This window comes from Cognatundibacterium luofuense (assembly GCF_018139685.1).
Classification (GTDB): Bacteria; Pseudomonadota; Gammaproteobacteria; order Burkholderiales; family Burkholderiaceae_D; genus Undibacterium; species Undibacterium luofuense.
Genome location: NZ_JAGSPN010000008.1, coordinates 70,000 through 83,638 on the forward strand (window position 1 = coordinate 70,000; position 13,639 = coordinate 83,638).

13 protein-coding genes, 1 tRNA gene and 2 pseudogenes are annotated in these 13,639 nt (G+C 53.6%); 5 read left to right on the forward strand and 11 right to left on the reverse strand.

Annotated features, from left to right (window positions below):
• Positions 1 to 48: 48 nt before the first annotated feature.
• The gene (locus KDM89_RS11770; protein WP_189357376.1) at positions 49 to 540 is read right to left on the reverse strand and encodes a YajQ family cyclic di-GMP-binding protein; all 492 of its coding nucleotides are present in this window, start codon (positions 538 to 540) and stop codon (positions 49 to 51) included.
• 93 nt (positions 541 to 633) lie between these two features.
• Between KDM89_RS11770 and murB the strand changes: the two genes are divergently transcribed.
• The 3 genes from murB (at position 634) to KDM89_RS11785 (ending at position 5,034) form a co-directional block, all read left to right on the forward strand.
• A complete protein-coding gene (murB, locus tag KDM89_RS11775; RefSeq protein WP_212688133.1) occupies positions 634 to 1,659 on the forward strand; it encodes a UDP-N-acetylmuramate dehydrogenase in 1,026 nt (341 codons plus the stop codon).
• A gap of 388 nt (positions 1,660 to 2,047) precedes the next feature.
• Positions 2,048 to 3,742 (forward strand): HD-GYP domain-containing protein, encoded by a 1,695-nt coding sequence (locus KDM89_RS11780; RefSeq protein ID WP_212688134.1) that lies wholly within the window; start codon positions 2,048 to 2,050, stop codon positions 3,740 to 3,742.
• Positions 3,742 to 5,034: a putative bifunctional diguanylate cyclase/phosphodiesterase gene (locus tag KDM89_RS11785; protein WP_212688135.1), complete on the forward strand. Its 1,293-nt coding sequence runs from the start codon at positions 3,742 to 3,744 to the stop codon at positions 5,032 to 5,034. The genes KDM89_RS11780 and KDM89_RS11785 overlap by 1 nt, the downstream gene beginning before the upstream one ends.
• A gap of 120 nt (positions 5,035 to 5,154) precedes the next feature.
• Here the strand turns inward: KDM89_RS11785 and KDM89_RS11790 are convergent, their stop codons facing one another.
• The 4 genes and pseudogenes from KDM89_RS11790 to KDM89_RS23060 all read right to left on the reverse strand — a co-directional run.
• Entirely contained in the window at positions 5,155 to 5,781 is a 627-nt protein-coding gene (locus KDM89_RS11790; RefSeq protein WP_212688136.1) for a DUF4124 domain-containing protein, read from the reverse strand.
• A 10-nt stretch (positions 5,782 to 5,791) separates the two neighbouring features.
• On the reverse strand, positions 5,792 to 6,325 hold the full coding sequence (locus KDM89_RS23050; RefSeq protein WP_438947518.1) for an ATP-binding cassette domain-containing protein: 534 nt from the start codon (positions 6,323 to 6,325) through the stop codon (positions 5,792 to 5,794).
• Positions 6,311 to 6,835 (reverse strand): annotated as a pseudogene (locus KDM89_RS23055) (ATP-binding cassette domain-containing protein); the annotation flags it as partial. The gene KDM89_RS23050 and the pseudogene KDM89_RS23055, both read right to left, overlap by 15 nt.
• A pseudogene (locus KDM89_RS23060) lies at positions 6,818 to 7,705 on the reverse strand (ATP-binding cassette domain-containing protein); the annotation flags it as partial. The pseudogenes KDM89_RS23055 and KDM89_RS23060, both read right to left, overlap by 18 nt.
• A 171-nt stretch (positions 7,706 to 7,876) precedes the next feature.
• Between KDM89_RS23060 and KDM89_RS11800 the strand changes: the two are divergent.
• Together KDM89_RS11800 and KDM89_RS11805 are read left to right on the forward strand one after the other, a co-directional pair.
• Positions 7,877 to 7,951, forward strand: a tRNA-Arg gene (locus KDM89_RS11800).
• A gap of 173 nt (positions 7,952 to 8,124) precedes the next feature.
• Positions 8,125 to 9,225, forward strand: a complete 1,101-nt coding sequence (locus KDM89_RS11805; RefSeq protein WP_212688138.1) for an HAF repeat-containing protein — start codon at positions 8,125 to 8,127, stop codon at positions 9,223 to 9,225.
• Between the two features lie 80 nt (positions 9,226 to 9,305).
• On the opposite strand, the gene KDM89_RS11810 is transcribed toward KDM89_RS11805, so the two are convergent.
• The 6 genes from KDM89_RS11810 to kynB all read right to left on the reverse strand — a co-directional run bounded on the left by KDM89_RS11810 (position 9,306) and on the right by kynB (position 13,532).
• Positions 9,306 to 9,932, reverse strand: a complete 627-nt coding sequence (locus tag KDM89_RS11810; protein ID WP_212688235.1) for a LysE family translocator — start codon at positions 9,930 to 9,932, stop codon at positions 9,306 to 9,308.
• A gap of 50 nt (positions 9,933 to 9,982) precedes the next feature.
• A complete protein-coding gene (locus KDM89_RS11815) occupies positions 9,983 to 10,198 on the reverse strand; it encodes a hypothetical protein (RefSeq protein WP_212688139.1) in 216 nt (71 codons plus the stop codon).
• A gap of 180 nt (positions 10,199 to 10,378) precedes the next feature.
• The gene (locus KDM89_RS11820; protein ID WP_212688140.1) at positions 10,379 to 10,594 is read right to left on the reverse strand and encodes a hypothetical protein; all 216 of its coding nucleotides are present in this window, start codon (positions 10,592 to 10,594) and stop codon (positions 10,379 to 10,381) included.
• A 135-nt stretch (positions 10,595 to 10,729) separates the two neighbouring features.
• Positions 10,730 to 11,590, reverse strand: a complete 861-nt coding sequence (kynA, locus tag KDM89_RS11825) for a tryptophan 2,3-dioxygenase (RefSeq protein WP_212688141.1) — start codon at positions 11,588 to 11,590, stop codon at positions 10,730 to 10,732.
• Between the two features lie 49 nt (positions 11,591 to 11,639).
• Positions 11,640 to 12,887 carry a kynureninase gene (kynU, locus tag KDM89_RS11830; protein ID WP_212688142.1) on the reverse strand — a complete coding sequence of 416 codons (1,248 nt, stop codon included), beginning with the start codon at positions 12,885 to 12,887 and terminating at the stop codon, positions 11,640 to 11,642.
• A gap of 24 nt (positions 12,888 to 12,911) precedes the next feature.
• Positions 12,912 to 13,532: an arylformamidase gene (gene kynB, locus KDM89_RS11835; RefSeq protein WP_212688143.1), complete on the reverse strand. Its 621-nt coding sequence runs from the start codon at positions 13,530 to 13,532 to the stop codon at positions 12,912 to 12,914.
• Positions 13,533 to 13,639 lie beyond the last annotated feature (107 nt).

A 13,639-nucleotide genomic window follows, 5' to 3' on the forward strand; every position in this document is an offset into this window, starting at 1 on the left:
TTTTTTTCGCCCGTGCCGCAGGCCACAGGCGACAGCTTCTGAGCAGAATCAGTCGCGGAAGTTATTAAATTCCAGCGGCAGATCTTTCATATCTTTGCGCAGCAAAGCCATCGCTGCCTGCAAATCATCACGTTTCGCACCCTGAATACGTACAGCGTCGCCCTGAATGCTGGCCTGTACTTTCATTTTGCTGTCTTTGATGATTTTCACGATTTTCTTGGCATTTTCCTGCTCGATGCCTTTTTTTACGGTGATGGTTTGTTTGACTTTGTCACCGCTGATTTTTTCGATTTTGCCTTTATCGAGGAAACGCACGTCCACATTGCGTTTACCCATGGTTTGCGTCATTTCGATCATGATCTGATCCAGATGGAAGTCAGAGTCAGCATAAATAATGATTTCGCGTTCTTTGTCTTTCAGTTCCAGTTTGGCGCTGGTGCCTTTCAGATCGAAGCGGTTGGTGATGACTTTATTCGCCTGATTGACCGCGTTTTTGACTTCTTCCATGTTCGCTTCGGAAACGGTATCAAAAGATGGCATAGTTTTTCCTTTTCATGTTCATTGATTTGATATCCGCCATTTTATCAAAAGCATGCAACCCTCACGGGGCGATGCCGCTATAATGCCCGCCTTATGAAGCCGAATTTACCTGTTTTACGTCATATTTCTTTAAGTGCCGACAATACTTTCGGGATTGCTGCGGTTGCCGATGCCTTGATGGAAATCAGTGATGCCGCGCAACTGGCTGCGCTGGCAGCCGATCCGCAATGGTCAGCGATGCCGCGCCTGATACTGGGCGGCGGCAGTAATCTGGTCTTGTCCGATCAGATTCCGCGTCTGGTACTGAAAATGACAGGTAAGGGCATTGCGATCAGTGCTGAAGATGCGGACTATGTGTATGTGACGGCGCAGGCAGGCGAGCGCTGGCATGATCTGGTGCGCTGGACGCTGGCGCAGGGACTCGGCGGGCTGGAAAACCTGTCGCTGATTCCGGGTACAGCAGGTGCTGCGCCGGTACAGAACATCGGTGCGTACGGCCTCGAATTAAAAGATGTGTTCAGTCATCTGGAGGCATGGGATTTTGAATCCCGTACGGTGCGGCGTTTTACGCTGGAAGAATGCTGCTTTGCTTACCGCGACAGTATTTTCAAACAGGCATGGAAAGACCGTGCTGCCATTCTGAGTATTACTTTACGCCTGCCACGCCGCTGGACACCGAAACTGGCTTACGCTGATTTGCAGAAATACTTTGCCGACCGTGATATGGCTACACTCAGCGCAACGGAAATCAGCGATGGCGTCGTGCAGATTCGTCAGCAAAAACTGCCTGATCCTGCAGTCATTGGCAATGCAGGCAGTTTCTTTAAAAATCCGGTCGTCAGTGCAGCGCAGCATGCTGAATTGCAACAGGCATTTCCGGCGCTGGTCAGCTATCCGGCAGGGGAGCAGTTCAAACTCGCCGCCGGCTGGCTGATTGATCAGTGCGGCTGGAAAGGGCAGGCGCTCGGCGCTGCCGGTGTTTATCACAAACAAGCGCTGGTGCTGGTAAATCTGGGCGGCGCTACCGGTGCCGACATTCGTGCACTGGCACAAAAGATACAACAGGATGTGCAGAACCGGTTCGGCGTACTGCTGGAACCGGAGCCTGTTTTTGTCTGATTGTCAAAGCTTGTGAAACTGCTTCTCAATTTGTAAATTAAGACCTATCCTTGAGGCCTGTTGATGGTATCGTCGTTATACGTTGACGGCGCTCATTGCCTTTGCTGAAAATTTTGCAAAAAAATTTCAATATGTGTATCCATAAGTCATGGATGCGCTGTGCCGTTTCAGCCTTCAGATATTCCTGAACTGACAGGCTGATTTGTTCAGCCGCAGAGACAAAACACAATGCATCAGATTAATATATTGAATGCATATTGCAAGCTTCGTGCGCTACATTGATACGAAGTAAAACGTACTGTGCGTGCCATCGTGAAATGTGTCGCACGGCAACAGATATTCAGAATGGACTGCGGTAACGCGGTGTCGATGTCGGATTGGTTTAGGAATGCGCGAAAAAAGAAAATTACGTCAGAGTCTGGTAATCAGCGTTCATGACTTGCGCACTGGCATGTTTGTCAGTGAACTCGATCGTCCGTGGGAAGAGACGAGTTTTCTGATTCAGGGTTTTCTGCTGACAGAGTTGCTGGATCTGCAAACCCTGAAGAACATGGTCAGCCATGTCACGATCGATCCCAGCCGCAGTGATCAGTCTTCTTTACTGCATCTGCCGTGGGACAGTTTTCACGAAGAAGTGGCAGATATCACGCCGGATTTTGAAAAAACGGTTCCCGGCGTCCGTGTCGTGTATACCGCACCACCCGGACATAATTCGGTGATGGACAAAGTGAAGCAAGTCCTGAAACCGGAGCCGCCGCGCGTACCGGGCTCTGCGATTCGTGATGCACGCCGTATGGCTGGCAATGGTCAGGTGCGACAGCCGGCGCCGTATTTTCTGCGTTACGAGGTACACGCTGCTGAACAGCGGGATGAAACCAAAGCAGAAAGCAGCAGCAGTCTGCTGCCACCATCGAACGCTTCCTTCTCACAGTTTATCGCCACGCTGTATCCGCGTGATGTGGTCTATGCACCACTTAGTTTGTATGAAAAGGTACAAGACTGGGTGGTGTCATGGAACCGTGCGAAGCCGGTCGGCGATACCCGTCAGCGCCGCCATTTCCCGCGCCGCCAGCGCCATCCGGATTACATCCCTGACAATTTGCATCTGGTCATTTATAAAGACCGTGCACCGATGCAGGAAGAGCTGGTGCGGGCCAGCCATGCAATTGAACGGACCACAGAGTTTCTGCACACGATGTACGAAGACTTGCGCGAAGGGCGCGAGCTGACGGTGGAGCAGGTGCAGCCAGCGGTGCAGTTGCTGTCGGAATCGGTGATTGCCAACCCGTCTGCACTGATGTGGCTGGTTCGCATGCAAAGCGAGGATGTGGAAACCTATAACCACGGCATCAAGGTTGCTGTGTATCTGATGGTGCTGGGACGTTATCTGGGCTTCGCCCGTCCGCAACTGAATGAACTGGGGCTGATCGGTTTGTTACTGGATGTTGGTAAGCTGAATCTGCCGGACGATGTACTGAAAAAACCGGGAAAGCTGGAACCGGACGAAATGGACATGATGCGCACCCATGTCGAAGCCAGCCTGAATAAACTGCAGAGTAACGGGCCCTTGTCCCATAACGTGTATCTGGGCATCAGTCAGCATCACGAGCGCATGGATGGCAGTGGTTATCCGGCCGGACTGAAAGGCGCTGAAATCAGTATTTTCGGACGTATGGCGGCGATTGCCGACAGCTTTGCAGCGATGACTTCCGAGCGCTCCTATGACTCAACCCGTTCAGCCTTCGATGCCATGAAGGAATTGTTCAAAGAAGCAGGGCCGCAGTTGCATGAGCCACTGGTGGAAGATTTTGTGCAGGCGATCGGTATTTTCCCGGTCGGTAGCCTGATCGAGTTATCCACTGGCGAAGCGGCGATTGTGCTGGAGCACAACAAAGTCCGCCGTCTGGAACCCAAAATTCTGGTGCTGACCGATGCGAATAAAAAAGAGCGTGAGCAACCTGCCGTGATGAATCTGATGCGTCAGGAAGTGTTGTCAGGGAAAGAAGCGGTTCGCATTCTGCGTGGTTTGCCCGATGGTGCTTACGGCATCGACAGTCGTCGTTTTTATCAGGCGAGAGCTTAATGGATACAGAACAACATCGCGCAAGCTGCCTGCATCACTGCGCTGAATTTGCCGTGCGTTTGCAGCAGGAAATTGATAATGCCAGACCGGAACGTACGCTGGCGCTGCTGGTGCTGCATTTACAGCGCAGCGACCGGATTATTTCCCTGATTTCTCCAAGCTACGCCGATGTGATCCGGCAGCGCTTGTGGGAGCGTCTGCGTCCCGGGCTGCGCGATCAGGATGTGGCCGTGTTTGCCAGCGATAACGAATGCTGGCTGATGCTGCCGGGGCTGGCCGCACCGGAACTGGTACTGCTGGCGATACACCGTATCCTGACCACGCTGGATGTCCCACTGATGCTGGACAGCCACAGCGTACATTTCAGCCCCAGCATCGGTGTGGCAGTCACGCCGGTGACGGGTCTGACATCCACCACCATGATACGCATGGCGGATCAGGCGCAGAAGCGGGCCGCGGCAGAACATTTACGCTATGCATTTGCCGAGCAGGATATTAAAACCAGCCTGCTGCCGGAAAATCTGCCCAAGCTGGTGGCGGAAGTGATCGAAGCGAATGCGCTGAATGTGGTCTATCAGCCGAAAGTCGATATTCACACCAATCGCGTGGTGGCAGTCGAGGCACTGGTGCGCTGGCCGTCGGATCATCCGCAGTTTGTACCGGTCAATGAGCTGATTGAAACGGTGGAACGCTGCGGTATGGTGGAAGCGCTGACCCTGCAGGTGCTGACCACGGTATTGCGCGAGTCCTCCGGCTGGCAGGCGCAGGGGCTGGATGTGAAAATCTGGATCAATCTGTCAGCCCGTTTGCTGAACCAGCCTGAATTGCCGCGCACACTGGCGCATAAGCTGGAAGTCTGGTTTGCCGCGTCCGGCAGCATCGGTCTGGAAATCACGGAAAGTGCGCTGATCCGCGATCTGGAGCAAACCGTGGAAGTGCTGACTGAACTCAAGCGTCTGGGCTTTGAGCTGGCGATTGATGATTTCGGTACTGGTTATTCATCGCTGGCGTATCTGCGCCGCTTCCCGATTGATGAGTTGAAAATCGACCGCGTATTCGTCGATTCCATGACCGATTCGGTACAGGATGAACAAATCGTCAAAAGTATCGTCGATCTGGCGCACAACTTTGGTTTGCCAGTGGTGGCTGAAGGTGCAGAGCGGGTTGAAACCGTGGAGATGCTCAGAAAGATGGGTTGTGATCAGGTGCAAGGGTATTACTTTGCGAAACCGATGCCAGCCAGTCAGTTACTCAAGTGGTGTGCAGATTTTCATTTGAAGCATGCCCGCTAGCCCAGGGAATTCGCGGACGACGACAAAAAATTGTGCAGGAGTCCGCATTTCAGGCGATTTTCAGCGTTTTCAGGCAGTCTGAAACAGGTAGCACGGTTCGCTACCTGCCTTGCTGATTCTTCAGCGCGTACAACCAAATTCAGCCAGCTGCTTATTCACATCTTCCGGCTTGTACGGTGCATTCTGTTTCGCTTCTCCTGTCAGTCCCTGTTGCTGCTGCCCAAGTCCTGACAAGGCGGTGCGCAGTTTGTCGCACAATTCTTTTTGTTGCGGGCCGCTGGCGGGTTTGGCGGCAGGGGCTGCCGCTTGTGGCGCAGATGCTGCTGCCGGTTTCGCTTCCGCAACCGGAGCTGCCTGACGCGCACCATTGCGTTCAGCGACTCTGTCCATACACAGCTTTTCAATCTGCTGTTTGATTTCCAGCGAATTGCCTTTCAGGCTGTACACATCGCTGACCAGACGGCGACGGTCTTCAGAATCGGAACCTTCCATCGCGCGGGCCAGCGTCGCACCGGCTTCCCGCATCCATGCAATGCGCTTGGCTTCGTCACCCTGACGCACACACACCGGATCAACCGCTGCTTTGGGCTGCGCCGGCGGCGCTTCTGCCTGACTGATGATCTGACCCTTCTGGCCCGGCGCACACGCATGATCCTGATAGCTGTTGCCGCATTTGTACATGGTCTGTGCCATGGCCGGTAATGCCATCATCAGTAAACAACCCGGTATCAGCGTGCTTTTGCGCATGGCTTTCCTCTTAGTTTTGTTTGCTTTCAATCGCTTCCCAGCGCTCCAGCGCATTCAGCAATTGTTCATCCAGTTCAGCATAGCGGCTGTGCAACTGGTTAGCACGGTCAGGGCCGTTTTTATACAGATCAGCATCATTTAACTGCGCTGTAATGTCTGCCTGTTCCGCTTCCAGTTTTGCAATCAGCGCCGGTAATTCATCCAGCTCGCGCTGTTCTTTGTAGCTCAGTTTCTTGCGTGCGCCAGCTGCTTTGTTATCTTCCGCAGGTTTGGCCGCTGCCTTTTCCTGTTTCGGTGCTGCCGCTTTGTCAGCCTGTTGCTGGGACAGTGTGCGCTGATAGCGCTCCCAGTCCGTATAGCCGCCGACATATTCACGCCACAGACCGTCGCCTTCCGATGCAATGACCTGTGTGACCACATTGTCGAGGAAGGTACGGTCATGGCTGACCAGAAATACCGTGCCGTCGTAATCGGTCAGCAATTCTTCCAGCAATTCCAGCGTATCGATGTCCAGATCATTAGTCGGTTCGTCCAGCACCAGCACATTGGCCGGTTTCGCAAACAAACGCGCCAGCAGCAAACGGTTACGCTCGCCACCGGACAAAGATTTGACCGGAGAACGTGCGCGTTCCGGTGCAAACAGGAAGTCACCCAGATACGACATCACGTGCTTGCGCTGACCATTGACTTCGACCCAGTCACTGCCCGGAGAAATGGTTTCAGCCAGACTGATTTCTTCATTCAGTTGCGCCCGCATCTGGTCAAAATACGCGACTTGCAGACGCGCACCTTGTTTCACCGTACCGCTATCCGGTGCCAGTTCGCCCAGAATCAGTTTCAGCAGGGTGGTTTTACCCGCACCGTTCGGCCCGATCAGACCGACTTTATCGCCACGCATCAGCGTGCCGGTGAATTGCTGCACCACGCGCTTATCGCCGTAGATTTTGCTGACAGCTTCCAGCTCTGCAACGATCTTGCCGGAACGTTCGCCGGTGGTGATATCCAGTTTGACCTGACCCTGCTGATCGCGGCGTGCACTGCGTTCCAGACGCATTTGCTCCAGACGGCGCACACGGCCTTCATCACGGCAACGGCGTGCTTTGACACCTTTACGTATCCAGACTTCTTCCTGCGCCAGTAACTTATCGAACTTCGCATTCTCAGTTTCTTCGATATCCAGCAATTCTGCTTTACGTGTCTGATAGGCGGCAAAGTTACCGGGGAAAGACAACAGGCGACCACGGTCCAGCTCCACGATGCGGGTGGCGACATTGTCCAGAAAACTACGGTCATGCGTGATAAACAGAATCGATCCGCGGAATTCACGCAGCAAGCCTTCCAGCCACTGAATCGAAGAGAAATCCAGATGGTTAGTCGGTTCGTCGAGCAGCAACACATCCGGTCCGCTGACCAGTGCCGCTGCCAGCGCCACCCGCTTACGGGTACCACCGGATAAGCTGCCTACCGTTACTGACTTATCCAGATTCAGTTTCGCCAGCACGGTTTCCACTTTGTTCGGCAGATTCCAGGCATCGGCCGCATCCAGTTTCAGCTGAATGTCATGCATCTTATCCATCACCGCCGCATCATCATCACCACCAAATTGCCCCGTCAGGCTTTCGTATTCCTGCAGTAATTGCTGCCACTCACCAAGTCCGCTGGCAACTGCGTCAAACACCGAGATTTCGGGCGCAAATTGCGGCTCCTGCTCAACATAAGCAATGCGTATACCTTGCTGCATGACCAGCAGGCCATCATCCATACGCGAGGTTTTCGCGATGATTTTCAGTAAGGACGATTTGCCGGTGCCGTTGCGGCCGATTAAGCCGACACGCTCACCGGCCTCCAGCGAAAATTCAGCATGATCCAGCAATGCAACGTGGCCGAATGCCAGTTGGGCATTGGTCAGAGAAATAACTGCCATAAGGGATTCCGAGTCAGAAACAGAGCAGTGCAGCGGCGCTGCACACAAAACGCGCTATTGTACGTCAAGCCCGCAGTGCGAAGGGTAAAACCCGTCCCCGCCGAATTGATTGTTAGCAGCATGTCAGGTAAGATACCGCGCTTGCTGTGCCGCCGCGCACAGACACCGCGTCTCGCCGTAGTTCAATGGATAGAACGTATGCCTCCTAAGCGTAAGATACAGGTTCGATTCCTGTCGGCGGGACCAGTGTTTTTCTGATGCAGTTCTCTTTTTCTTCCGTTTCTCCCCTTCCTGTCTGTTGCCGTGGTCTGGTGAGCTTTGGCTTGTCATTTGAATATCGTTGTATTTTTACTAGCTTAGGTTTTTGATTATAAAAACCAGTTATAGTCGGCTCCTGATATTCAACCGGAGGGAGCCACATGCGTCGCTTTGCAGCCGTTGTTGCATTAACTACCCTGAGTCTGTCGCAGGATGTGCTGGCCAGTCGCTTCAGCCTTGGCGTCAGCCGGGATAAATATGGCGAGTCCGTTGCCAACGATATGAATAATGCCGGTCAGGTGGCGCTGGTCGTGCGTGACAAAGACGGTACGCCGCATGCCGCATTCTTTGAGCGCGGCAAGGTCAGTTTGCTGGAAACCGGTGGTGAAATCGCCAGTGAAGCAAACCGGATTAATCGCTTCGGCGAAGTGATCGGTTCTGTGCAGCGCGATAACGGCTGGCAGGCAGTCATTTTTCATCAGTCGCAAAATCCGACCATGCTTGGCACGCTCGGAGGGCGCAGCAGTCATGGCCTGGCACTGAATAATGCCGGTGAAGCAGTCGGTTTTTCGGATCTGGCAGACGGCAACTGGCATGCATTTTTTTATCGTCCGGGGCAGGGGATGCGTGATCTCGGTACGCTGGGCGGCAATATCAGTTATGCAGTGGCGATGAATGATACCGGGCAGGTGGCGGGTACTTCAGTGACTTCCGGTGGTTACCGGCACGCATTTTTGTACGATCCGCAAAAAGGAATGCAGGATCTGGGTACGCTGGGCGGACGTTACAGTTCAGCAAATGCCATCAACAAACACGGCGTGGTGGCAGGAATGTCGGAAATGCCGGATCGCAGTAAGCATGCATTTGTGTATGACGGCAAAACCATGAAAGACTTAGGCGCACTGATTGGTTACGGCGACAGCGTGGCGACCGGTATCAATGACGATGGTCATGTTGTTGGCATCGTTGATCTTGAACACATCCGGCTGGCGTTTGTCTGGCGCGATAACAAAATGCTGGTACATCCGAGCGGCAAAAGTCTGTATCTGACGAATGCCATTAATAATGCGGGTCAGGTAGTCGGTGCCGTCTATGACCGCGGACTGGAGGCAGCTGCCATGCCGTCAGCAACACGCCCGTTTGTCGATCATGGTGGCGACACGATACTCTGGTTTAATGTCGCGATGGCTGTGGTAGCAGGCGTGCTGGTCTTTTTCCGCCGACGTATTTTCAGTATGCTGAGGGCACCGAACACTTTGTAGCAAGTGCAGATTCATGTTCCGCGCAATAAAAAAGGATGCATATGCATCCTTTTTGTTTTGTGCAGCCAGTGAAAAAACGGTCAGCGTTGCGCCATCGCCAGCTTTACGGCGAGGCCTGCAAATACGGTTGCCGCAACACGGTTCAGCGCAATCTGTGCGCGTGCTGATTTACGCAGAAACTGACCCGCAGTTGCTGCGAACCATGCAATGCTGCCGAATGCAATCAGGGTTGCGATGATAAACAGTGCGCCCAGCTGGATGAATTGCGGTGCCAGCGGACCACGCTCTGCGGAAACAAATTGCGGTAAGAATGCGAGGAAGAACAGCACGACTTTTGGATTGGTCAGATTCATCACAAAGCCGCGCAAATACAGGCTGCGGGCAGCAAGACGTTCACCTTCCGGTTTATCCGCTGTGTCGGCAGGTGCGTTAAATGCACCGTAAGCCATGTACAGCAGGTAAGCAGCGCCGGTGAATTTCAGCACCGTAAACGCGGTGGCGGATGCGGCAAATACGGCAGCCAGCCCGAAGGCAATCGCTGTGGTGTGGACGATCAGTCCGGTACATAGACCAAGCACAACCAGCATACCGGCGCGACGACCCTGCATGGCCGACTGCATCAGTACAAAAACATTATCCGGGCCGGGGCTGAAGCCCAGCAAAATGGCTATGCCAAGAAAGCTGGCAGCGACATCAACAGGCAGCATCATTCCTCCGCTCAGAATAAAAAGAATGATTATGCCTGAAGAATGTGAGATTACTTGCGTGAACGTCTTTTGCTGGAGTGCAGCACGACACGTTCGGTGATTGCAAATCCGCCTTCTTTGCCGGGCAGATATTCAATCGCACAACTGGTACTGAATACCGGTTGCGTTAGCGGGTATTTGTCACGACTGGTATTGTTCGCTGCTGCCATGTCAGACAGAAGAGTATCAGCGGGAACCGGGGTACGGGTGACAGTGTGGGTAGACATCTGGACACTCCTGAAAGTAAAAAAGACAGAGAGGCTTGTGGCATCTGTCCGGGAAAGTTGCGAAGTTTAGTGTCTGTGCGGAAATTTTCAAGCAAAAACACCAGAGGCCGTATTCTAGCGCGCAATCGTTTGCGCTGCAGGGAATGATACAAACCTGGTCTTGCTCAGCGCGCAGACATATTAGTGTGCGACGTCCGTAGCGGCAAAGAATGTCTGGATCTCAGCCTGCGACATACCGTGGGCCTGAAGATATTCAATCGCGACGCAACTGCCGTATTCGGCACGAATTGCTGTGGCCATTGCCAGTACCGGTTTTATACTGACTGGTCTGGTATTGGCGGGGGTAGAGGAGAGTGGGGCGGAAGCGGCGTTAATGGCAGGAACAGCGGGTTTCATACGTAGACTCCTGAACAATGCGGGCGCATTTGCACCCACCGTCATCATACGCCGTTCATGGTCAGGATGTTGCAATGCAAAAGAGGCAGATATCGATCTGCCTCAATCTCTTTGTATATCCGGTGCGGGCGCTGGTCAGAGTTCTGTACGTAAAGCGTATAACTCAGGGAACAACACTACATCCAGCATTTTTTTCAGGTATGAAACACCCGCCGTGCCGCCGGTACCGGTTTTGAAACCGATAATCCGTTCAACGGTACTGACATGACGGAAACGCCACATACGGAAAGAGGTTTCCATATCCACCAGCTTTTCAGCCAGATCATACAAAGACCAGTATTTTTCCGGTGCACGGTACACTTCCAGCCATGCTGCTTTGACCGATTCATTCATGCTGCGGGTTTGTGACCAGTCACGCTGCAGACATTCCGCATCAATCTGAAAGCCCGCTGCAGCCAACTGGCGGATGGCTTCATCGTAAATGGAAGGCGTATCCATCGCAGCTTTCAGGCGTGTATGAACTTCCGGTTTGCATTCATGCACTGCCAGCAGACTCGCATTTTTGTTTCCCAGTAAGTATTCGAGTTCACGGTACTGGTGTGACTGAAAGCCGGAAGAAGCACCCAGATAAGGACGAATCGCGCTGTACTCGCTTGGTGTCATGGTCGCCAGTACATCCCAGGCATGTACCAGCTGATCCATGATGCGGGCTACGCGGGACAGCATTTTGAAGGCCGGAGGTAAATCATTGGCCTGCATCTGATGACGTACAGCGTGCAATTCGTGCAGCATCAGTTTGATCCACAGCTCGCTGGTCTGATGCTGAACGATGAACAGCATCTCATTGTGATCCGGTGACAGCGGGTGCTGGGCGCTGAGTACCTGATCCAGTCCCAGATAATCGCCGTAACTCATGGCTTCAGAAAAATCCATTTTTGCGCCATGCCACGACATCGGGCAGCGGCCTTCACCGGTTTGATTGTGTTGATTACTCATGGTGTTTTATCCAGTTATCCAGTTAGTTTGAGAGATCCGGTCATGGCGCTCAGGTCACGGCATTGCGCTTCAGATTCAGGTCGTATGACTGACTGGCGAGCAAGTCGCGTAAATGCTCCGCCGCATCCCATACATCAGCAAAACCGACGTACAAAGGTGTGAAGCCGAAGCGCAGTATGCCGGGCTCACGATAGTCACCGACCACACCACGCGCAATCAGCGCCTGAATCAGTGCATATGCATGCGGATGATGCAGGCTGACCTGGCTGCCACGCTGTACGTGGTCGCGCGGTGTTACCAGTTCAAGACCAAAGCCGGCGCAGCGCTGTTCAACCAGTGCAATGAATAAATCGGTCAGTGCCAGCGATTTTTTGCGCAGTGCCTGCATGTCGGTTTTTGCGAAGATTTCCAGACCGCATTCCACCAGCGCCAGCGAAACGATAGGTTGTGTGCCGCACAAGGCTGCACGGATGGTTGGCTGATGCTCGAAATGCGGGCTCATCGCAAACGGGCTGGCATGACCCCACCAGCCGGACAGCGGATGACGGAATTTAGCCTGATGGCGTGCAGGAACCCAGATAAACGCTGGTGAGCCGGGGCCGCCGTTCAGATATTTGTAAGTGCAGCCAACCGCAAAGTCTGCATTGGCTGCATTCAGATTCACCGGAACTGCACCGGCCGAGTGCGCCAGATCCCACAGCATCAGTGCACCGTGCTGATGCGCCAGCGCCGTCACTGTCTGCATGTCATGCAGGTAACCGGTGCGGTAATTCACATGAGTCAGCATGACTACTGCTGTTTCCGCATTGATGGCAGTGCTCAACTCTTCAGGGCTGTCGATCAGATGGATACGGTAGCCGCGCTGCAGCCAGCCAGTCAGGCCTTCGGCCATGTAAATATCTGTCGGGAAGTTGCTGCGTTCCGTAATGATCACCTTACGCTGATCATCGCCGGCTTGCATATGCAGCGCGGCGGCCAGTGCTTTGAACAGGTTGCCTGAGGTGGTATCGGTTACTACCACTTCGTTCGCTTCAGCGCCGATCAGCGGTGACAGTAAATTACCCAGGCGGGATGGCAGATCGAACCAGCCGGCTTTGTTCCAGCTGGTGATCAGGTCTGTCCCCCATTCCTGCTGTATTACTTCTGCTGCGCGGCTGGCAGCGGCTTTCGGGCGTGCACCGAGCGAGTTGCCATCGAGATAAATAACGCCTTCAGGCAGAGCGAATTCCTGCTTCAGATGGGCAAGTGCATCCTCGCGATCGAGCTGTTCGCACTGTTCTCGGCTTTGTATGGTCATGACTGTCTCCGTTATGAATGAAAGTTATTCGCAGCGCAGCACCGCACGTACCGGGCTGGCATCGAGCCCCTGCAGGCGCAGAGGCAGGCAAATCAGTTCGTAATCCCCCGCGCTCACGGCATCCAGTACGATGCCTTCCAGAATTGCAAGACCGTGATGGCGCATACGGTGATGCGCATCCAGCGTTTTTGATGTTTCAGGATCAAACGACGGCGTGTCGATACCGATCAGTCTGACCCCGTGTGCCGCCAGTAAATCAATTGTTTCCGGTGCCACGCTGGCAAATCCGGAATCCCATTGCATCTGTGGGGCAGTCTGATACGTTCGGAATAAAACACGCTGCGGCAAATCCTGCAGAAAAGCTTGCACATGCTCTGGCCTGACCTGGTCGCAGCCAATCGCATGAATCACGCGGCAAGGGCCGAGATAGGTCTGCAAATCGACCTGATCGATGGCAAGGCCGTCTTTGTCATAGTGTGACGGCGCATCGCAGTGTGCACCGGTATGGGTGGACATGGTGATCTTGCTGACCTTGACCGGGCAGCCATCGGCAATTTGCCATGTTGTCTCGGCGGAATAGGCACTGTCACCCGGCCAGACCGGAATACCGGGGGCGACCGGCGGTGTGATATCCCATAACTGCATATGCTGTCTCCGTTTAAAGTCTTGTTGCCGGAAATTGTATGCGCGGATGGCTGGCAGGTGCTTGCAAATTGCACAGGAGAAGTGCTTATTTTTGGTGGCTTATTTGA